General features: G+C 64.6%; 14 protein-coding genes. 7 read left to right on the top strand and 7 right to left on the bottom strand.

All coding sequences use genetic code 11. The features are described 5' to 3' along the window. The first annotated feature begins 20 nt into the window (after positions 1-20). From ACWAT4_RS38655 to ACWAT4_RS38635, 5 genes are all read left to right on the top strand, one after another. Complete coding sequence (locus tag ACWAT4_RS38655; protein ID WP_212303329.1) at positions 21-677, top strand: glutathione S-transferase family protein; 657 nt, start codon at positions 21-23, stop codon at positions 675-677. Between the two features lie 176 nt (positions 678-853). Then, a complete protein-coding gene (locus tag ACWAT4_RS38650) occupies positions 854-1,654 on the top strand; it encodes a helix-turn-helix domain-containing protein (protein WP_212424359.1) in 801 nt (266 codons plus the stop codon). Positions 1,655-1,852: 198 nt separating this feature from the next. Continuing rightward, positions 1,853-2,719, top strand: coding sequence for a beta-keto acid cleavage family enzyme (locus ACWAT4_RS38645; RefSeq protein ID WP_449729503.1), 867 nt, complete (start codon positions 1,853-1,855; stop codon positions 2,717-2,719). 117 nt (positions 2,720-2,836) lie between these two features. After that, the gene (locus ACWAT4_RS38640) at positions 2,837-4,453 is read left to right on the top strand and encodes an acyl-CoA carboxylase subunit beta (RefSeq protein WP_449729502.1); all 1,617 of its coding nucleotides are present in this window, start codon (positions 2,837-2,839) and stop codon (positions 4,451-4,453) included. Beyond that, a complete protein-coding gene (locus ACWAT4_RS38635) occupies positions 4,450-6,426 on the top strand; it encodes an acetyl/propionyl/methylcrotonyl-CoA carboxylase subunit alpha (RefSeq protein ID WP_449729501.1) in 1,977 nt (658 codons plus the stop codon). The genes ACWAT4_RS38640 and ACWAT4_RS38635 overlap by 4 nt, the downstream gene beginning before the upstream one ends. Positions 6,427-6,459: 33 nt before the next feature. Here ACWAT4_RS38635 and ACWAT4_RS38630 read toward each other — a convergent pair whose 3' ends face one another. The 7 genes from ACWAT4_RS38630 to ACWAT4_RS38600 form a co-directional block, all read right to left on the bottom strand. Beyond that, entirely contained in the window at positions 6,460-7,446 is a 987-nt protein-coding gene (locus ACWAT4_RS38630) for an ABC transporter ATP-binding protein (protein WP_449729500.1), read from the bottom strand. After that, positions 7,443-8,450 carry an ABC transporter ATP-binding protein gene (locus ACWAT4_RS38625; RefSeq protein ID WP_449729499.1) on the bottom strand — a complete coding sequence of 336 codons (1,008 nt, stop codon included), beginning with the start codon at positions 8,448-8,450 and terminating at the stop codon, positions 7,443-7,445. The genes ACWAT4_RS38630 and ACWAT4_RS38625 overlap by 4 nt, the downstream gene beginning before the upstream one ends. Continuing rightward, complete coding sequence (locus ACWAT4_RS38620; RefSeq protein WP_212303336.1) at positions 8,450-9,343, bottom strand: ABC transporter permease; 894 nt, start codon at positions 9,341-9,343, stop codon at positions 8,450-8,452. The genes ACWAT4_RS38625 and ACWAT4_RS38620 overlap by 1 nt, the downstream gene beginning before the upstream one ends. Positions 9,344-9,352: 9 nt before the next feature. Next, positions 9,353-10,300 (bottom strand): ABC transporter permease, encoded by a 948-nt coding sequence (locus ACWAT4_RS38615; protein ID WP_212303337.1) that lies wholly within the window; start codon positions 10,298-10,300, stop codon positions 9,353-9,355. 99 nt (positions 10,301-10,399) lie between these two features. Beyond that, the gene (locus ACWAT4_RS38610; RefSeq protein ID WP_212303338.1) at positions 10,400-11,998 is read right to left on the bottom strand and encodes an ABC transporter substrate-binding protein; all 1,599 of its coding nucleotides are present in this window, start codon (positions 11,996-11,998) and stop codon (positions 10,400-10,402) included. A gap of 406 nt (positions 11,999-12,404) precedes the next feature. After that, the gene (locus ACWAT4_RS38605) at positions 12,405-13,955 is read right to left on the bottom strand and encodes an AMP-binding protein (protein WP_449729498.1); all 1,551 of its coding nucleotides are present in this window, start codon (positions 13,953-13,955) and stop codon (positions 12,405-12,407) included. A 19-nt stretch (positions 13,956-13,974) separates the two neighbouring features. Then, positions 13,975-15,129: an iron-containing alcohol dehydrogenase gene (locus ACWAT4_RS38600; protein WP_449729497.1), complete on the bottom strand. Its 1,155-nt coding sequence runs from the start codon at positions 15,127-15,129 to the stop codon at positions 13,975-13,977. Between the two features lie 358 nt (positions 15,130-15,487). Here ACWAT4_RS38600 and ACWAT4_RS38595 point away from each other — a divergent pair, with 358 nt between their 5' ends. Together ACWAT4_RS38595 and ACWAT4_RS38590 are read left to right on the top strand one after the other, a co-directional pair. Then, positions 15,488-16,717, top strand: coding sequence for an efflux RND transporter periplasmic adaptor subunit (locus tag ACWAT4_RS38595; RefSeq protein ID WP_449729496.1), 1,230 nt, complete (start codon positions 15,488-15,490; stop codon positions 16,715-16,717). Further along, positions 16,714-19,878 carry an efflux RND transporter permease subunit gene (locus ACWAT4_RS38590; RefSeq protein WP_449729495.1) on the top strand — a complete coding sequence of 1,055 codons (3,165 nt, stop codon included), beginning with the start codon at positions 16,714-16,716 and terminating at the stop codon, positions 19,876-19,878. The genes ACWAT4_RS38595 and ACWAT4_RS38590 overlap by 4 nt, the downstream gene beginning before the upstream one ends. Positions 19,879-19,999 lie beyond the last annotated feature (121 nt).

The raw sequence follows: 19,999 nt of genomic DNA, 5'->3' as shown, positions 1-19,999 counted from the left end.
TGCTCTAGGGGGAAGTCCTGATGATCACGCTCTATCACTGCGACGCCGCGCGCTCGTTCCGCCCGCTCTGGATGCTGGAGGAGATGGGGCTGCCGTATGAGCTGAGGATGCTGCCGTTCCCGCCGCGGGTGTTCGCCAAGGAATATCTCGCACTCAATCCGCTCGGCACGATTCCCTTCATGGTCGACGGCGAGACCAAGATGACGGAGTCCTCCGGCATCTGCCATTATCTCGGCGTCAAGCACGGCCCGACGCCGCTGATGGTCGGCCCCGAGGATCCCGCCTATGGCGTGTTCCTGAACTGGATGTATTTCAGCGACGCCACGTTAACCTTCCCGCAAACGCTGGTGCTCCGCTACACCCAGCTTGAGCCGGAGGAACGCCGCAATCCGCAAGTCGCCACCGACTATGCGAAATGGTTCCTGGGCCGGCTGCGCGCCGTCGAGGCCGCGACCGCTAAAGCCGAAACCTTGTGCGCCGGCCGCTTCACCGCCGCTGACATTGTCATCGGTTATGCGCTACGTCTCGCCGACAATATCGGTCTCGCCAAGGATTTCGGGCCGAATGTCGCGGCCTATTGGGCGCGTTTGCAGCAACGCGATGGTTTCAAGCGCGCGGTTGCTGCGGAGCAGAAGGCCGGCACTGAACAGAATGTTGCGCCGCGTGTGAGGGCGTGAGCATTCCGCAGGGCGGGACTACGGGTCTCATCGCGGTTCCGGGAAGACGGATGCTCGTCCCGGAATGGTAATCTTTTGCGCGTCGTGACAGCGCTATCCCGTCGTGACAGTGCCCAAATTTCCGCTAAGGTGACCTCCGTCCGCAGCGGCCAAAGAGCCGCGCGAGGAGGATCCCAATGGAAGACCAGGGTCGCGAATCCGACCATCTGATGTTGATCACGCCGGAGCGGGTCTTTTATGCCGGCTTGCTCGGACGGCCCCGCAAGCGGACCCCAGGTTGCTGCCACGTCTATGTTGCTGTGAAAGGCAGTCTGCATCTGTCCATCGACGACGTTCTTGCCACCGCCGAATTGTTCGTCACCCTGCCGAATCAGCGGCATTCCATTGCCAGCGACTATCGCACTGCAATCAGCGTGACCCTCGAACCGGAAAGCATGCCTGACGGCGTGATCGAGGCCCTAGCCGAGCGGCTGACCGGAGTCGACAGGGCCGTCTACGCCCGCAAGATCCTCGCCGCCTACGCGCTGCTGCGCCAGCGCCGCTATGGCGACATCACCACTGCCGAATTCGACGAGATGTGCTTTGGCGAGGCGCTGCCGCGCCGCGTGCTCGACCCGCGCGTCACGCGCGCGGTTGCGCGCATCGAGCGCTTTTCCGGCGAGCCGGTGACGGCTGACACATGCGCTGCCGAAGCGGGGCTCTCCGCTTCGCGCTTCCTGCATCTGTTCAAGGAAGAGACCGGCATCTCGTTCCGCTCCTTCCGGGCCTGGAAGCGCGCGCGGCATCTGCTGCACTTCGCCAACCAGGACCTCAACCTCGCCCATCTCGCACAGGATATCGGCTATCCCGACAGCACCCATTTCAGCCACTCGATCCGCCGGTTCTACGGATTGAAGCCGCGCGCCATCTTCGTCGGCTCGCGTGATCTCGCGATCTATCGCAGCACCGAGACGGTGCGGCTCGCGGAGGCGAGCTAACGGCGCTCTCGTAGGGTGGGCAAAGCGAAGCGTGCCCGCCATTCGTTGCGATGGAGAAAAGTGGCGGGCACGGCGAAAGAGCGCCTTTGCCCACCCGACGAGAGCTCGTCTTTAGCTAGCTTCTCCGCGCAAGAAGCCGCTTGTCCCGCATCACATGATCGCAAGCGTTGAATTCTCAACGTGCGAGATATTTTTGGCATGAGCGACAAGGCCGTCATCACCTGCGCGCTGAACGGCGTGCTCACCGACCCCAAGCAGCACAACGTGCCCGTGACGCCCGAGCAGATGGCGCGCGAGGCCAAGGCTGCGTTCGATGCGGGCGCGTCGATCATGCACATCCATCTGCGCCAGCAGGCGCCGGATAAGGGGCATCTGCCGTCCTGGGACGTCAGCGTGAGCAAAGAGATCCAGCAGGCGATCCGCGAAGCCTGCCCCGGCGTCATCATCAACCACACCTCGGGCGTGTCGGGGTCGAACTACTCCGGCGCGCTCGATTGCATCCGCGAGACCAGGCCGGAGATCGCCGCCTGCAACGCCGGCTCGCTGAATTATCTGAAGGTGAAGGCCGACAACACCTGGGCTTGGCCGCCGATGATGTTCGACAACGCGGTCGAGAAGGTGAAAGACTATCTCGACGTCATGAATTCAGTCGGCACCATCCCCGAGTTCGAATGCTTTGACGTCGGCATCGTCCGCTGCGTCGGCATGTACCACCAGGTCGGCATGTACAAGGGGCCACTGGAATATAACTTCGTGATGGGCGTTGCTTCGGGAATGCCTTCGGATCCGGAGCTACTGCCGATCCTGATCAAGCTGAAGCGGCCCGAAGCGCAGTTTCAGGTCACCGCCATCGGCCGCGAAGAGATCTGGCCGCTGCACCAGCGCTGCGCCGAACTCGGCGGCCACCTGCGAACCGGTCTCGAGGATGCGTTCTATCTCGCCGACGGCAGGAAGGTGACCTCGAACGGACAGCTGATCGAAGCCATCGCCGTCTGTGCCCGGCGTGCCGGTCGCGAGATCGCCAGCCCCGCCGAGGCGCGGAAGATCTTTGGGACGAACAGGTAGCCACACTCCGTCATTCCGGGATGGCCGAAGGCCAGGCCCGGAATCCATAGCCACGATCGGGAGTATGGATTCCGGGCTCGCGCTCCGCGCGCCCCGGAATGACGAGCAGGAGATTTAATGTCCATTCTCGAAAACGCCATTTCCCCCGGCAGCGCCGCATATCGTGCCAATCGCGACGGCATGCTCGGCTTGATCGATCGCATGCGCGCGCTGGAAGAGCGCACGCGTGCGGCGTCGGCGGCGGCAAAGGATCGCTTCCACAAGCGCGGTCAATTGCTGCCGCGCGAGCGCGTCGCGCTGGTGCTCGATCCCGGCGCGCCGTTCATCGAGCTGTCGACGCTCGCCGGCTACATGTTCGACATACCGGACGCCGACAAGAGCGTCCCCGGCGGCGGTGTCATCGCCGGCATCGGCTTCGTCTCGGGCGTCCGTTGCATGGTCAGCGCCAGCGATTCCGGCATCGATGCCGGCGCACTCCAGCCCTTCGGCCTCGACAAGACGCTGCGCGTGCAGGAGCTCGCGCTGGAGAACAAGCTGCCTTACGTCCAGCTGGTCGAAAGCGCGGGGGCTAATCTCTTGCGCTATCGCGTCGAGGATTTTGTCCGCGGCGGCAACATCTTTCGCAACCTCGCGCGGCTCTCGGCCGCAGGCCTGCCGGTCGTCACCGTCACGCATGGCTCGTCCACGGCGGGCGGCGCCTACCAGACCGGCCTGTCCGACTACATCGTCATGGTGCGTGGCCGCACGCGCGCCTTCCTGGCCGGGCCACCACTGCTGAAGGCCGCCACCGGCGAGATCGCGACGGAAGAAGAGCTCGGCGGCGCCGAGATGCACACGCAGATCTCCGGCCTCGGCGACTATCTCGCCGAGGACGACCGTGATGCGCTGCGCATCGCGCGCGAGATCATGGCGGCGCTGGAATGGGAGCGGCCGGGCCGAACGGCTCTGCAGTACAGACCGCCGCGCTATGACCAGGACGAGTTGCTCGGCATCATGCCGATGGATCACAAGCGTCCGGTCGATATGAAGCAGGTGATCGCCCGCATCATCGACGATTCCGATTTCACCGAGATGGCGCCGAATTACGGGCCGGCCACCGTCTGCGGCCATGCCCGCATCGAGGGCCAGGCGATCGGCATCATCACCAACAACGGCCCGCTCGATCCCGCCGGCGCCAACAAGGCGACGCATTTCATCCAGGCCTGCTGCCAGACCCGCACGCCGATCCTCTATCTCAACAACACCACCGGCTACATGGTCGGCAGAGCCTATGAAGAAGCCGGCATGATCAAGCACGGCTCCAAGATGATCCAGGCGGTGACGTCAGCGACGGTGCCGCAGATTACAATCTATTGCGGTGCCTCGTTCGGCGCCGGCAATTACGGCATGTGCGGCCGCGGCTTCCATCCGCGGTTCTGCTTCTCCTGGCCCAACGCCAAGACCGCGGTGATGGGCGGCGAGCAGGCCGCCGAGACCATGGCGATCGTGACGGAAGCCGCCGCCGCGCGCCGCGGCAAGCCGATCGAGAAGGACAGGCTGGAGGCCATGAAGGCTGAGATCATCGGCGTGTTCGACGGCCAGATGGACGTGTTCTCGACCAGCGCACGGGTGCTCGACGACGGCGTGATCGATCCGCGCGACACCCGTGCCGTGCTGTCGGAGGTGCTCGCGATCTGCCGCGAGGGCGATGCACGCACGCCGCAGTGCATGCAGTTCTCGGTGGCGCGCCCATGAGGAACGAATCAGGGCAGCACCGGCCGTTCTTCAGGGTCTTGGTCGCCAATCGCGGCGAGATCGCACTGCGTGTGATGCGCAGCGCGCGGCGGCTCGGCCTCGGCGTTGTCGCGGTCTATTCGGATGCGGATCGTGATGCGCTTCACGTCAAGCAGGCCGATCAGGCTGTGCGGATCGGCGAGGCCCTGCCGGCGCAATCCTATCTCAGCATCCCCGCGATCATCGCGGCGGCCAAGGCCAGCGGCGCGGATGCCGTGCACCCCGGCTATGGCTTCCTTGCCGAGAACGAAGACTTCGCGCAAGCGTGTAAGGATGCCGGTCTCGTCTTCATCGGTCCGTCGCCGCAGGCGATCGAGGCGATGGGCAACAAGGCCGGCGCCAAGGAGATCATGAAGAAGGCCGGCGTGCCTATCGTGCCCGGCTATCAAGGTGCCGACCAGGGCGACGAGGTGATGGTCGCGGAAGCCAAAAAGATCGGCTTCCCCGTGATGATCAAGGCGGTCGCGGGCGGCGGCGGCCGCGGCATGCGGCTCGTCGGTGATGTTGCGTCGTTCCCGGATGCGCTGCGCAGCGCGCGGTCGGAGGCCAAGGCTGCCTTCGGCGATCCCACGGTGATCCTCGAGCGCGCGATCCAGAACCCGCGCCACATCGAGATTCAGGTGTTCGGCGACAGCCACTGCAACGCCATCCATCTCGGCGAGCGCGACTGCTCGGTGCAGCGGCGCCACCAGAAACTGATCGAGGAGGCGCCGTCACCGGCGGTGACGTCGGAGCTGCGCGCAAGAATGGGCGAGGTTGCGGTCGCCGCCGTGAAGGCGCTGCGCTATGAGGGCGCCGGCACGCTGGAATTCCTGCTCGATGCCAACGGCGAGTTTTACTTCATGGAGATGAACACGCGCCTTCAGGTCGAGCATCCCGTGACCGAAGCGATCACCGGGCTCGATCTGGTCGAACTGCAACTGCGCGTCGCGCGCGGCGAGCCATTGCCGGTGAAGCAGCAGGACATCCGCTTCTCCGGTCATGCCATCGAGGTGCGGCTGTGCTCGGAAGATGCCGCGCAAGACTTCATGCCGCAGTCCGGGCGCATGGCGCGCTGGCAGGTGCCTGACGGCATCCGCGTCGAGCACGCGCTGCAGTCGGGGGCGGAGATCCCGCCGTTCTACGATTCCATGATCGCCAAGGTGATCGGCCATGGCGCCGCGCGCGAGGAGGCGAGGGGCCGGCTGATCGTCGGACTGGAGCAGCTCACGGCTTTCGGCGTGACGACCAACCAGGCGTTCCTGATGGCTTGCTTGCGTCATCCCGGGTTTGCCGCGGGCGAGGCGACGACAGCTTTCATCGGCACGCATCGCGACGAACTGCTGGCGCCGCGGGCAGACGCTGCATTCGATAGGGCGCTGGCGGGCCTGCTGCTCTACGTGACCAATCCGCGCGCGCCGTCGTGGCGAAGTGGTCGAAGCCTGTCGGCGACCTTTCCTCTGCCGGCGAAAATCGAGATCGCTGGCCACGCATACGAGCTCGACATCACCCGCGAGCGCGATGGCGGCTATGCCGTTGCCACTGACGGCCGGCTGGACAGGTTCGAGATTGACCAGCTCGATCCCGACGCGATCCGCTTCCGCCACGATGGCGTGATGGACAGCGCAAAGTTCCTGCGCGACGGCGACCGGCTCTACGTCCAGCATCGCGGCATTCCGCTTGCGGTGAATGATCTCACGCTCGCTGCGCCGAAGACTGCCGCCGCCAATGGCGGAGATGGAAAGATCCGCGCCGCCATGAACGGCCGTGTCGTCGCCGTCCTCGTCAAGCCGGGCGACCGCGTCACTGCCGGTCAGCCGGTGGTGACGCTGGAGGCGATGAAGATGGAACACGTCCACAAGGCCGGCATCGACGGCGTAGTGGCGGCGATCGCCGTGGCCGAAGGCGAGCAGGTCACGACGGGCAGGATCGTTGCGGAGATCGGGGCGGGGTAGCTGGCGCCTCAAACGGCCGTCGCCGGTACGACGTCAACGATCTCGCCCCGTCCCCTCATTCAACAAGCACGCCACCTGATGCTCATCGCCTGCATCCATCAGCACCGGCCGCTCCGTTTTGCATCGTTCCATCGCGAACCGGCAGCGCGTGTGAAAGGCGCAACCGGGCGGCGGATTGACCGGGCTTGGCACGTCGCCGTCGACGAGCGGCGCGAGCTTCTTCGCCAGCGGGCTGGGGATCGGCACGGAGGCGAGCAGCGCCTGGGTGTAGGGATGGCGAGGGTTACGAAACAGCTCGTCCTTGTCGGCGATCTCGACGATGCGGCCGAGATACATCACGGCGACGCGGTGGCTGATGTGGGCGACTACGGCGAGATCGTGCGCGATGAAGAGATAGGAGAAGCCGTGCCGCTTCTGCAGGTCGATCAGCAGATTGATCACCTGTGCCTGGATCGAGACGTCGAGCGCTGAGACCGGCTCGTCGCAGACGATCAGGCGCGGTGACAGTGCGAGCGCCCGTGCGATGCAGATGCGCTGGCGCTGGCCGCCGGAAAACTGATGCGGGAAGTTGCGCATCTGGTCGGGCCGGAGGCCGACCTGCTCGAACAGCTTTGCGACGCGCGCCTCCAGCGCCTTGCCGGCCGCGAGCCCGTGCACGGCCAGCGGCTCGCCGACGATATCGCCCGCGGTCATGCGCGGATTGAGCGAGGCGAACGGATCCTGAAACACGATCTGCATCGAGCGTCGATGCGGCCGCAGCGCTGCCTTGGACAGATGCGTGATGTCCTCGCCATCGAGGCGGATCCGGCCTGAGGTCGGCTCGACCAGCCGCAGCACGCTGCGCGCCACCGTCGACTTGCCGCAGCCGGATTCGCCGACGAGGCCGAGCGTCTCGCCGGCGCCAAGCGAGAAGGACACGCCGTCAACCGAGTGCACGGTGCCGACCTGCCGGCGCAGCACGCCGGCGCGCACCGGGTAATACTTCCTAAGGTCGGTGACTTCGAGCAGCGCTTCGGTCATGCCACCTCCGCCACTTCAGCCGCGCGCCAGCACGCCGCGAGATGGCCACCGCCCCAATCAGTCAGCGGCGGGTATTCTGCCTCGCAGCGCTTCACCGCGAGCTTGCAGCGCGGCGCAAAGGCGCAGCCCTTCGGCAGCCGCACCAGCGACGGCACGGTGCCGGGGATTTCGTTCAGCCGCTCCTGAGCGGGAACGCCCGACGCAGGGACGGCCGGGATCGAGGCCATCAGCCCGCGCGTATAGGGATGCTTCGGCGCGGCGAACAGCGCCTCGACGCTGGCTTCCTCGACCTTCCGGCCCGCATACATCACGATCACGCGCTGCGCCGTTTGCGCGACGACGCCGAGATCGTGCGTGATCAGCACGAGCCCGGTGCCGAGCTCTTTCTGGAGATCGAGGATCAGGGCCAGGATCTGTGCCTGGATGGTGACGTCGAGCGCGGTGGTCGGCTCGTCCGCGATCAGCAGCGCCGGCCGGCACGCCAGTGCCATCGCGATCATCGCGCGCTGGCGCATGCCGCCGGACAGCTGGTGCGGATATTCGCGCGCACGCCGTGCCGGTTCGGGGATGCGCACCAGCCGCAGCATCTCGACTGCGATGTTGTGCGCCTCCTTGGCCGACAGGTTCCGGTGCAGCCGCACCGCCTCGACGATCTGGTCGCCGATCCGCATCACCGGGTTGAGCGAGGTCATCGGCTCCTGGAAGATCATGGAGATGCGGTTGCCCCGGATCTTGCGCATCTCCGCTTCGTCCAGGGTCAGCAGATCTGTGCCCTCCAGCGAGATCGAGCCGCCGACAATGCGGCCGGGTGGATCGGGCACCAGCCGCATCAGCGACAACGCGGTAACGCTCTTGCCGCAGCCGGATTCGCCGACAATCGCCAGCGTTTCACCGCGCCTCACCGTGAAGGAGACATCGTCGACGGCTTTGAACAAGCCTGAATTGGTGAAGAACACCGTCTTCAGGCCGTTCACCTCGAGTACGAGATCGGATTGTTTCGCCATCAGCCACGCTGCCGGGGATCGAGGATGTCGCGCAGGGCGTCGCCGAACAGGTTTGCGCCGAACACGGCGAGACTGATGGCGATACCCGGGAAGATCACCAGCCACGGCGCAGTGCGGACATATTCGGCGGCGGATTCCGACAGCATGCGGCCCCATGACGGGTAAGGCTCGGGGATCCCGAGGCCGAGGAAGGAGAGCGAGGCTTCGGTGAGGATCGTCGAGCCGAGCTGGGCGGTGGCGAGCACGATCAGCGGCGCGAGCGTGTTCGGCAATACGTGGCGGAGCGCGATGCGGACTTCGCTCATGCCGATCGATTTCGCCGCCTCCACGAACGGCTGCTCGCGCAGCGCCAGCGTATTGGCGCGGGTGACGCGCGAGACGGTCGGGATCAGCGGAATCGCGATGGCGAGGATGACATTCGGCAGCGACGGACCGAGTGCGGCCGTCATGATCAGGGCCAGCACCAGCAGCGGCAGCGCCTGCAAGATGTCGGAGACGCGCTGGAATACGAGATCGACCCAGCCGGAGAGATAACCGGAGGTGAGGCCGACGATGACGCCGATCGTGCCGCCGAGGGCGGTCGAGCCGATGCCCACCGCAAGGGAAATCCGCGCGCCGTGGATGATGCGGCTGAAGACGTCGCGGCCGAAGGAATCCGTACCCATCCAGTGCGCGAGGCTCGGCCGCATCAGCGCGTGGGCCGAATCGACGCTCAGCGGGTCGTAGCGCGCGATGAAGTCGGCAAAGATCGCAGTGAACACGAACAGCGTCATGATCATGAGACCGGCCGCGCCTAGCACGTGCCGCTGTGCCAGGAACAGCACGCGCCGCCACCCGCCGGTCGCGTGCGCGCCGGCCCGCCTCAGTTCAACGTCATAGTCGATCGCGGCCAAGCGCCTCTCCTAATCCGTGTATCTGATGCGCGGGTCGAACACGGCGTAGAGCATGTCGACGATGAAATTCGCGCTCACCACCACGACGGCAATCAGCATCACGAGGTTCTGCACGATCGGATAATCGCGCCAGCGGATCGCCTCGACCAGAAAGCGGGCGACGCCGGGGATATTGAAAACGGTTTCCGTCACGATCAGGCCGCCGATCAGGAACGCCGCCTCGATGCCGATCACGGTGATGACGGGCAAGATCGCGTTCTTCAGCGCGTGGTGATAGTTCACGGCGGCGTCGGAGGCGCCCTTGGCGCGCGCGGTGCGGATGTAATCCTGCCGCAGCACCTCCAGCATCGAGGATCGCGTGATACGCATGGTCAGCGCCGCGCTGCGGAAGCCGACGGCCGCGGCCGGCACGGCGTAGGTCGCGAACGCTTCCAGCCACGTGGCCGGGTTTGGATTGAAGATCGGGATCTGGCCGAACATCGCCACCGCCGCGGTGAGGATCAACAGGCCGAGCCAGAATGAGGGCAGCGACAAGCCACTCAGGCTCACCACGCGCAGCGCGTAGTCGAGCCGCGTGCCCTGCTTCACCGCGCTGATGACCCCGAGCGGGATGCCGATCGATGCCGAGAACAGCAGCGCGAGGCCGGCGAGCCGCGCGGTGATCGGGATCCGCGGCAGGATCTCTTGCAGCGCAGGCTTCTCCGACACGTAGGAGTAGCCGAAGTCACCACGCAGAAAGCCGCTGATCCAGTGCCAATATTGCAGGATCAGCGGCTGATCGATGCCGAGCTCCTTCTCCAGATTGGCCTTGTCGGCCGGATCGACATAGCCGGCTGCCGCGAACAGGATGTCGACGATGTTGCCGGGCACGATGCGCAACAGGAAGAAGATGACGATCGAGATCCCGAACAGGGTCACGAGCATCAGGAACAGGCGCCGCACCAGATAGGCAAACATCCCGCGTCCTCCGCGAGCCGCTAGGGCATGATCCGGAAAAGTGCGTGGCGGTTTTCCGACAAGATCATGCTCAAACCAAAACCTCTTCAGCCTGCCGCACTATTTGTCGAGCCACACGTCCTCGTAGCGAAATCCGTTGTATGAGCTGTTCGACATGATCGTGATTCCCTTGACGTAGGGCTGCCAGCAGGTGCCGGCGCGCGCATGGAATATGATCGGACGGGCGACGTCCTCCTGCAGCTTCTTGTCGATGTCCCAGACCAGTTGCTTGCGCTTGTTGGTGTCGATCTCCTGCGACTGCACGTCGAACAGCTTCTCGATCTCCTTGTTGCAATAGTTGGTGTAGTTCCGCTCCGAGCCGCAGGAATAGTTCTCGTAGAAGGACTGGTCCGGATCGTCGACGGAATTGCCCGTCAAATTGAGGCCGAGCATGTAGTCCTTGCGCGCGACTTTCGGGAACCAGTTCGCAGTCTCGACCACATCGAGTTCGCCGTCGATATAGATGCTCTTGAGCTGGTCGATCAGGATCACCGCGGGATCGCGATATTCCGCGAGATTGCGCGTCGAGATTTTTACCGCCAGATGCTTGTCGGGGCCGTAACCGGCCTTCTGCATCAGCTTCTTCGCTTCCTCGCGATTCGCGTTCACGTTCGGACCATAGCCCGGAATGGTCTCAAGCTTGTCCTTGGGCATGCCCCAGATGCCCTGCGGCGGCGGCAGCATGGTGCCGCCGATGTCGGCCTGGCCTTCGAACAGGATGTCGACGAAGGCTTTGCGGTCGAGCGCCAGCGACATCGCGCGGCGGATATCGATGTTGTCGAACGGCGCGGAGGTCGAATTGACGATGATATTGGTCGAAACGTTGGTCGGTTCGACGACGCAGGTCGCGTTCGGCGCCTGCGATTTGATGTCCTTCAGGAGTGGGATGGTAATATGCGTCGGAAACGTCATATCGAATTTCCCGGCGACGAAGGCGAGGATCGCGGTCGAGCGGTTTGGGATGATCGTGTATTCGATGCCGTCGAGATAGGGCAGGCCCTTCTTCCAGTAGTCCGGATTCCGCGTCAGCTTGATCGATTCATTGGCTTTGAACTCGACGAATTTGTACGGTCCGGTCCCGATCGGATGGGTGCGCATGTCCGCCGGTGAGACGTGACAGGGGTAGATCGGCGTATAGCCGGAGGCGAGCATCGCGAGCAGGGAGGGTTGCGGCCGCTTCAGGTTGAAGGAAATCTCGAAGTCGCCGTTGGGCGCGACGTCGTCGACTTCGTTGTACCAGGCCTTGCGCGGATTTTGCCGCAGCTTCTGCTGCGATTTGCCCATGAGGAGATCGAATGTGCATTTGACGTCGGCTGACGTGAATGCCTTGCCGTCATGCCATTTGACGCCCTGGCGAAGTTTGAATGTCAGCTTCTTGTTGTCGCTGCTCCAGGACCAGCTCTCGGCCAGCTCGGGCCTCAGGGTATCGGGACTGTTCTGCGCGATGTGCTGATCATAGATGACGAGATTGTTGAAGACCCCCATGAAGGGTACGTTGAGCGAGTAGGTCGCGCCCTCGAGGATCGAGGCGTTGCCGGGGCTGTCGCGGTGATACATCCGCAGGATTCCGCCCTGCTTGGGCTCACCGGCGAATGTCGTGGTCGAAAACGCCAGCAAAGATAGCGCCGCCGTCGCGGCGAGCGCCCAAACGCTCCGCATCCTCGGTCCTCCCTGGACATCGGCCTTTCTGGCCTGTTTGACCAGACGATAGCCGAGCCGCGTGGAGGGAGGCAACCGGCCAACGCGCTTTACCGCCTTGACAATTTGGATGACGTAACGCCGCAGGCGTTCACACTTTCACAGTGGGAGAGTGCAAGTGCGAACGGTTCCAGAGCCGTTGTTATGCAATGCCGCAACGCCAATCTTCGCTGTCGTCCCGGACGAGCGAAGCGAAGATCCGGGACCCATACCCCCAGAGAGCAGTTTGGTGAAGATTCGGAGTGACCTGCTCGCGCGACGATTGCGCGTCCTGTGGTTATGGATCCCGGGTTCGCGACTTCGTCGCGCCCCGGGACGACAGCGGAGTTTGCGGCGCTCGCTTCCTCACACAACGCGACCGAGCTGCTCACACGATCCGCGACGTCTTGTTGCCCCAATACCGGTCCCGCAGCAGCCGCTTGTAGAGCTTCCCCGTCGGCAGGCGCGGCAGTTCCTGCTCGAAATCGACCGAGCGCGGCACCTTCTGCCGCGACAGCGATGCGCCGCAGAAGGCGATCAGCTCCTCGGCGAGGGCCTCGCCGGGCATCACGCCCGGCATCGGCTGCACCACCGCCTTCACCTCCTCGCCGAGATCGGCATTGGGCACGCCGAACACGGCGGCATCGGCGACCTTCGGATGGGTGATCAAGAGATTTTCGCACTCCTGCGGATAGATGTTCACGCCACCGGAGATGATCATGAAGGTGGCGCGATCGGTCAGATAGAGAAAGCGGTCCTCGTCGACATAGCCGACGTCGCCGACGGTGCTCATGCTGCCGTCGGCCGAGCGCGCCTCTTTGGTCTTCTCCGGGTCGTTGAAATATTCGAACGGCGATCCCGTCTTGAACCAGACCTGGCCCGGCGTGCCGGTCGGACACGGCTGCATGTTCTCGTCGAGAATATGGAGATCGCCGAGCAGCACCTTGCCGACGGTGCCGCGATGAGCGAGCCATTCCTTGCTGTTGCAAGCGGTGAAGCCGAGCCCTTCGGTGGCGCCGTAATATTCGTGGATGATCGGCCCCCACCATTTGATGATGTCGTCCTTGACCAGCGCCGGGCAGGGTGCGGCGGCATGGATCGCGATCTCGAGCGAGGAAAGGTCGTAACGTGAGCGTACCTCCTCCGGGAGCTTCAGCATGCGGGAGAACATCGTCGGCACCAACTGGGTATGCGTGATGCCCCATTGCTGCACCAGCTGGAGGTAACGCTCGGGATCGAACGTTTCCATGATGACCACGGTGCCGCCCATCCGGATCGTGAGATTGACCGCGGCCTGCGGCGCCGAGTGATAGAGCGGCGCCGGCGACAGATAGACCATGCCCTCGCGGTAGTGCCATAGCTTCGTCAGGAAATCGAACAGCGGCAGATTGTGCTTCGGCGGCTCCTCCGGCAGCGGCCGCAGGATTCCCTTCGGCCGTCCGGTCGTGCCGGACGAATAGAGCATCGCGGTTCCGAGCCATTCATCCGGGATCGGCGTCTTCGGCAGGTCCGCGGTGACGTCGGCCAGTCCGACGATGCGATCGCTCTCGCCGGGGCCGTCGGCGACAATGCAGAGCTTGACGTCGGGACAGGCCTGGATTGCCTCGCGCGCGATGTCGAGCTTTGCCACCGACGTGATCAGGATTTTCGACTGGCTGTTGACGAGGAGATAAGCGAGCTCGCCCGGCGTCAGGAAGGAGTTGATGCAGGTGTAATACAGCCCCGACCGCTCGCCCGCGCCGCAGGCTTCGAGATAGCGGGAATTGTTCTCCATGAAGATCGAGTAGTGATCGAGCCGCCGCAGGCCGTGCTTGCGAAACAGATGCGCCAATCGGTTGCTGCGTGCATCGAGTTCGCGATAGGTGACGGCCTCGCCCGTCGCCGCCATGATGAAGGCGGGTTGCAGCGGGCGCAGGCGGGCATGCAGACCTGGGTACATCAGTCCTCCGGGCTTACAATTATGCGGCGAGAAGCAGGATTTCGCGCACTTGCGCTGGGTTCTCGATCCTGCGCGGATTGCGCGGGATCCAGTTCGTGCGCATCGCCTGTTCGGCGATTCCATCGAAATGCTCGGGCATCACGCGCACGTCGGCAAGCCTGCGCGGCATGCCGAGCGAGCGGATGAAGGCATCGAGCACGTCCGCGGCATCGTGGCCGGGAAAACCCATCGCAGCGGCGACGATCATCTGGCGTTCGGCATTATCGCGCGCATTCCAGCGCATCACCGCTGGCAACATCACGCAGGACGTGTAGCCGTGCGCGACGTCGAAGGCGGCGCCAAGGACGTAGCCGATGCCGTGGCTCGCGCCCATCGGCACGCCGGCCGCGAGCGCGCCCATCGATAGCCAGGTGCCGATCTGCGCATCCATCCGCGCGTCGAGATCTCCGGGATCGGCCTTCACCCGCGGCAGTGCATCGGCGAGCATGGCGAGGCCCTTCACCGACTGGGCATCGGCATAAGGATGCGTCTCACGCGAGCAGATCGCCTCGACGCAATGATCGATGGCACGGATGCCGGTGGAGAGAAACAGCCATTCCGGCGTGTGTACCGTGATGGCGGGGTCGAGAATGGTCGCGCGCGGTACGGCAAGCGGATGCCGCAGCATCTGCTTCACATGGGTGCTGCGGTCGGTGACACCCGCGATCGACGAAAACTCGCCGCCGGCAATCGTGGTCGGCACGCTGATCTGGCGCACTGTCGGCGCGGTCATGTCGGGCACGGCGCCCTTGTGCACGCGGATGCGGTCGATGCCGTCGATGTCCTCGATGCCGTTGGCAAGACAGAGCTGCACCGCCTTGGCGCCATCGGTGATCGAGCCGCCGCCCACGGTCACAATCAAATCGGCGTCGGCCTCGCGTGCGGCATTGGTGGCCGCGATCACCGCCTCACGCGGCGTGTGGGCCGGCATGGCGTCGAACAGCCCGGCGCAGCGCGGGCCCAGGGCCGCGACAATTTTTGCGATTTCGTCGGTCTGGCGGTTCAGCGTGCCCGAGACCATCAGGAAGGCACGGTGGGTGCCCAGACGGTCCATCTGCGCGACGATGGCCTCAGTCGCCGGATGGCCGAACACGACCTCCTCGATCGCGCCGTAAACGACACGTCCCTGGTGCACGCCTGTCCTCCCCGGACAATTCGTCTTGCTTTTGTGGATTTAATCTAACCGAGCTGACGACGTTCGTCATGCGCGAAGGCGCTGGGTCCTCTTCTCCCTCTCCCCGCGTGCGGGCAGAGGCGAAGAACGCACCACGCCCATTCATGAGCCCGATGAATAAGTCCAATCGCAAGCGGTCGGCTAATCACCGCGTGCGGGGCGGGCTACCACCCTGTCAACCCGCCATCCGGCCAGGGCATCGTTCCGGGCTCTGCGCATGCTTTGGTCTTGAAGAGTTCATCAACTCGACCCATCTTGGGACCCCCGCGGGTAAACGCGTACCCCGCTTTTTCCGCGGCTTTTGAGGCGAGGACCTGGGATGACCGGACCAGACGGAAGCGAGCGACTCGTCAAAAGGCTTGTCAAAAAGCACGATTTCGTTCAACCGCGGCATTGCGCAGCCGCGGGCCTCCTCGCCGCGGCATTCGCGCTTAGCGGTTGCGGGCAGCCGGCCTCGCAAGCGTCGGCACCGCCGCCCGCACCGGTGACCGTGGCCCAACCGGTCAAGCGCACCGTCACCGATTGGGACGAGTACACCGGCCGCTTCGAGGCGGTCGAGGAGGTGCAGGTGCGCCCCCGCGTCGGTGGCTTCGTCAATTCCGTCGAGTTCCAGGACGGCGCGATCGTGCATCAGGGCGACCTGCTCTACGTCATCGACCCGCGCCCGTTCGAGGCAGTGGCCGAGCAGGCGGACGGCCAGCTCTCCGACGCCCGCGCCAAGGTGGAGCTTGCCAAGCGCGAGCTCGATCGCGGTCTGAACCTGGTGCAGACCAGCGCGGTCTCCGAGCAGGTCGTCGACCAGCGCCGCCAGGCCTTGCAGGCCGCGCACGCCGCCGAGACCCAGGCCGAGGGCGCGCTGAAGGCTGCCAGGCTCAACATCGAGTTCACCCATGTCACCGCGCCGATCACCGGCCGCGTCAGCCGCCATCTCGTCAGCCCCGGCAATCTCGTGCAGGGCAGCGACAACGGCTCTTCGACCCTGCTGACCTCGATCGTGACGATGGACCCGATCTACATCTATTTCGACATGGATGAGACGACCTTCATCAAATACAGCAAGCTCTGGTTCGAAGGTAAGCGGCCGAGTTCGCGAGACACCGCGAATCCGGTGCAGGTGACGCTCGCCGGTGAGACCAAGCCGTCGCATGAAGGCTCTATCAACTTCCTCGACAACCGCCTCGATGTCTCCACGGGAACCCTGCGCAGCCGCGCCGTGGTCAAGAACGCCGATCTCTCGATCCTGCCCGGCCAGTTCGGTCGCGTTCGGCTGATCGGCAGCGCGCCTTACGAGGCGCTCTTGATTCCGGACGCCGCGGTCGCGACCGATCAGTCGCGCAAGATCGTGTTCGTGGTGAAGCCTGACGACACCGTGGAAGCGCGGCCCGTGGTGCTCGGGCCGCTCGATGACGGCCTGCGTGTGATCCGCGAAGGGTTGAAGGCCGAGGATCGCGTGATCGTCAATGGCATCCAGCGCGCCCGCGTCGGCGCCAAGGTCGCCCCGCAGGCCGCTCAACCGCCGGCCGGTGGCAAGGCTGGTGACAAGTCATGAATCTTGGCCGCCTCTCCATCAACCAGCCCATCCTGGCGATGGTGCTGTCGATCGTGCTCCTGATCGTCGGGACGCTCGCTTATTCGACGCTGCCGGTCTCCGAGTATCCGCAGGTGGTGCCGCCGACCGTCGTCGTCACCACGCAATATCCGGGCGCCTCGGCGCAAACCGTGTCCGACACGGTCGCAGCTCCCATCGAGCAGCAGATCAACGGCGTCGAGGACATGCTGTATCTCTACAGCCAGGCGACCTCGAACGGCCAGCTCACCATTACCGTCACTTTCAAGCTGGGCACCGATCTCGACAAGGCGCAGGTGCTGGTCCAGAACCGCGTCGCGATCGCGCAGCCGCAGCTGCCGGACGAGGTGCAGCGCAACGGCGTCGTCACCCGCAAGAACTCGCCCGACATCCTGATGGTCGTGTTCATGCTGTCGCCGGACGACACGTTCGACCAGCTCTATATCTCCAACTACGCGCTGCTCCAGGTTCGCGACCAGCTGCTGCGCATCGACGGCGTCGGCGACATCCAGATCTTTGGCGCGCGCGATTATTCGATGCGGCTGTGGCTCGATCCCGATCGCATCGCCAATCTCGGCCTGACCTCGACCGAGGTGCTGGCCGCGATCCGCGCCCAGAACGTGCAGATCGCCGGCGGCCAGATTGCGGAACCGCCGATCGCCGATCGCGCCTTTCAGCCTAACCTGGTTTTCACCGGGCGACTGAAGGACCAGAAGCAGTTCGAGGACATCCTGATCAAGGCCGGCTCCGACGGCCGCACGGTACGCCTGCGCGACGTCGCCCGCATCGAGCTCGGTGCGCTCGCTTATTCGACCAACAGCTTCCTGCTGCGTAAATCCGCGGTCGCCATGCTGGTGACACAGCGGCCGGGATCGAACGCGCTCGCGACGGCAAAAAATATCTCCGACACCATGGCGAAGCTGAAGGAAAGCTTTCCAAAGGGCCTCGACTTCAACATTGGCTATAATCCGACTGAATTCATCGCGCAGTCCGTCCACGAGCTGATCAAGACCATCTACGAAGCCATGCTGCTCGTGGTCGTCGTCGTGCTGGTGTTCTTGCAGGGCTGGCGGCCGGCGATCATCCCGATCATCGCGATCCCGGTCTCGCTGGTCGGCACGTTTGCGGTGATGGCGGCACTCGGCTTCTCCATCAACAACCTCACCTTGTTCGGGCTCGTGCTCGCCGTCGGCATCGTGGTCGACGACGCCATCGTCGTGGTCGAGAATGTCGAGCGGCATCTCGAGCACGGATTGAGCCGGCGCGACGCCGCGCTGAAGACCATGGAGGAGGTCGGCGGCGCGCTGGTCTCGATTGCGCTCGTGCTCTGCGCGGTGTTCGTGCCGACGGCGTTCCTGGGTGGCATATCCGGACAGTTCTTCCAGCAATTCGCCGTCACGATCGCGGTTGCGACCGCGATCTCCTGCTTCTGCTCGCTGACGCTGTCGCCGGCGCTGGCCTCGCAGATCCTGACTCCTCATGAGGAGAAGCGGCCGCCCGCCGCCTGGAATCTGATTGCGCGGGGTTGGAATGCCTTCACGGGCGCCTTCAACCGCGTGTTCGACCGGCTCGCGCACGGCTATGCCGGCGTCGCCAACTTCGTGATCCGGCACTCGGTGGTGATGATCCTGATCTATCTCGTGCTGATCGGCAGCGCAGGCTGGCTGATCGGGACGACGTCTCAGGGCTTCATCCCGGCGCAGGATCGCGGCTACGTCATCATCTCCGTGCAATTGCCGGGTGCGGCGTCGCTGGCGCGGACCACCGAGATCGTGCGGGAGATCGAGCGGATCTCGCTGGATACGCCGGGCATCATCCGTGTCGCCGCCTTCGCCGGTTTCTCGGGCGCCACGCGCACGCAGGCGGGCAATGCGGCCGCGCTCTTCCCGGTGTTCGATGAGCCCGAGGTGCGGCTGAAGAAGGGCCTGACGGCGAATGCCATCACGGCCGAGCTGCGCAAGCGCCTCGCCGCGATCCAGGGCGCCTTCATCATCGTGATTCCGCCGCCCGCCGTGCCCGGCATTGGCACGGGCGGCGGCTTCGCCATCCGCATCCAGGATCGGCAGGGCCGCGGGCCGGCGCTGCTGGCATCCGCGACCGACGAGCTCGTCGCCGCCGCGCGCAAATCGCCCTCGCTGCTTGCCCCCACGGTGTTCTCGCCGTTCACGGCCAACACGCCGCAGCTGTTCGTCGACATCGACCGCACCAAGGCACAGAAGCTCGGTGTGCCCATCGCCAACATCAACGACACGATCCAGACCTATTTCGGATCGACCTATGTCAACGACTTCAACCTGTTCGGCCGCACCTATCACGTCACCGCGCAGGCTGATTTCCCGTTCCGGAAAGAGCCGAGCGATCTCGCGCGGCTGCGCACGCGCAACGCCTCCGGCGACATGGTGATGCTCGGCAGCGTGGTCGACTTCAGGGATGTCTCTGGCCCAGACCGCGTCGCACGCTACAATCTCTACGCGGCGTCCGAATTGCAGGGCGAGCCGGCGCCAGGGACCAGCTCGACCACCGCGCTCAACGCCATCAAGAAGCTCGCCGACGACACTTTGCCGAGCGGCTTCAGCTTCGAATGGACGGATCTCTCCTATCAGCAGGTTACCGGCGGCAATGCCGGCCTCTACGTGTTCCCGATCTGCGTGCTGTTCGTCTATCTCGTGCTCGCCGCGCAATATGGCAGCTGGACGCTTCCGTTCGCGGTGATCCTGATCGTGCCGATGTGCCTGCTCGCGGCCACCATCGGCGTGCGCATCATGGGCCAGGACGTCAACATCCTCACCCAGATCGGCTTCGTCGTGCTGGTGGGGTTGGCGGCGAAAAACGCGATCCTGATCGTCGAGTTCGCGCGCGACATCGAGAACGAGGGCAAGCCGCGGCTCGAGGCCGTGATCGAGGCCTGCCGCCTGCGCTTGCGGCCGATCCTGATGACGTCCTTCGCCTTCATTCTCGGCGTGCTGCCGCTGGTGATCTCATCCGGCTCGGGTTCCGAGATGCGTCAGGCCGTCGGCGTGGCCGTGTTCTTCGGCATGATCGGCGTCACCCTGTTCGGGCTGCTGTTCACGCCGATCTTCTATGTGGTGGTGCGGAACCTGGCGGAAGGGCGGCGGGACAAGAAGCTGGAGAGAGTGACTTAAGCCTGTCTCTGCAGCCATCGGCGTCCCTACACCCTCCGCTGTCATCCCCGCGAAGGCGGGGATCCATAACCCCAGGGAGAAGTGTGGCGCGACGCTGACAACCACGAGTCTTCGCCAAACT

The organism is Bradyrhizobium sp. T-1 (genome assembly GCF_053592855.1).
Note: the sequence above shows the minus strand (reverse complement) of the source record. Positions and strands in the feature narration are given on the sequence as shown.